1 protein-coding gene is annotated in these 1,582 nt (G+C 38.7%); it reads left to right on the top strand.

Annotation, left to right across the window (positions count from 1 at the left end; genetic code table 11):
* On the top strand, nt 1-1,582 hold a 1,582-nt coding region (locus tag T368_RS16000; protein WP_034595285.1), incomplete at both ends, for a hypothetical protein.

The raw sequence follows: 1,582 nt of genomic DNA, 5'->3' as shown, positions 1-1,582 counted from the left end.
TTACAAATAATGGCAAGATTGAAGGAACTATCACAGCAAGTGGCGTAACAGATATTACAAATAATGGCACAATTTCCGCTGGAGTTACTTTGAGTGGCACAAATGCTTCAAGCATTGCAAATAATGGAAAAATAGATGCTGAAGTAAAACTAGGTGGTGGCACAGCTGCTACAGAATCTAACTTTGCACACTTTCAAAATGCTGGTGGTGCTACAATCAAAAAGGTTAATTTCACTGAAAGCTACGCACGGATAGACAACTACGGCACAATAGGTAGTGAGACATCAAGTGAAACAGCTATAGAGAGTAGTGCAGATAAAGTAGGACAAATTATCAATAACCACTCTACTGGACAAATCATCTCTAAAATAGTAATGGGTAAAGCTTCTGGGGATACAAGCGATAAACTCAATATCCTAAACAACTGGGGGACAATCAGCGGTGATATTGAAGTAGGTAAAGACGCAACCACAGATATGAAAGGCAATCGTGTAAATAACTACAACACAATCACTGGTGCAGTAACACTACAAGGCAAAAACATAAACCTTACAAACTCTGGCAGTATCACTGGTGAGATTACACTAAAAGGTGGCACAGCAAATGCAAATGAGCATTTAACAATCACAAATAGCGGTAGCATAAATAAAATCACACTTAATCAACAAGATAGCGTAGCACATATAAGCAATAGCGGACAGATTGGTTCGCTAAACTTTGCAGCAGCTGGCACAGCAGTGCTTGGTAAAAACTTTGCTGTAACGCTTGAAGATAAAGCAAGCTATGATGCAAATGGTGCGATAAAGATTGATGGCAACACAAGTGCTACAATCAAGCTTGAGGGTGTAAGCAATGCAAGAGCCGCAGGGGATAAAGCCTTTATCGTAAATATAGGACAAGGCTTTCAAGTAGGTGAAGCCTATGATTTGAAAAACTTTATTAAAGCAAATACTATTCAAAACGCACAAGGCACAAGTATCAAAGATACTCTAGACACAGCACTTATGAATAGAATAGCAACTACACAAAATATCTATGATATTAACTTCAGTGGTGGTGCTATGACTATCAATATTGAAGCAAACAAATCAATCGGTGCATTAGGAGCTATCCAATCTATTGCTAATATGAACTCTCAAATGACACGCGCACAAAGCATTATTGATGGTGTGTTTGATGCAGTAGCTACAGGTGAGATAGGTAATCTTTCTTATCCAAGAGAGGGTACTATATCTACACAATACACAGGTGCAAGTAAAAAATCTAAGCTAGAAGAATTAGCAGAAGCAGTAGAATCTGAAAAAGATCCTAAAGTAAAAGAAGAAAAACTAGCATTATTGCTAGCTGAAAAAGAGAGAGCAAATAAATCATGGATAGGCTTTGCTACTCCATACTTCTCTACATCAAGCATTGCTGCTACAGGCTTTGCTGCTACAAATGGAAGTGCTATGGGCTTTGTAGGTGGTGCTGCAAAAGCTCTTGATAATGGTGTATTATTTGGAGCACACATTGGTGTAGAAAGCCAAAATGCAGGTAAAGTTGGTGCTGAAATGCAATCACTAGGCAGCAGCTTTATGGCAGG

Source organism: Helicobacter bilis ATCC 51630 (genome assembly GCF_000686565.1).
Lineage (GTDB): Bacteria > Campylobacterota > Campylobacteria > Campylobacterales > Helicobacteraceae > Helicobacter_A > Helicobacter_A bilis.
Note: the sequence above shows the minus strand (reverse complement) of the source record. Positions and strands in the feature narration are given on the sequence as shown.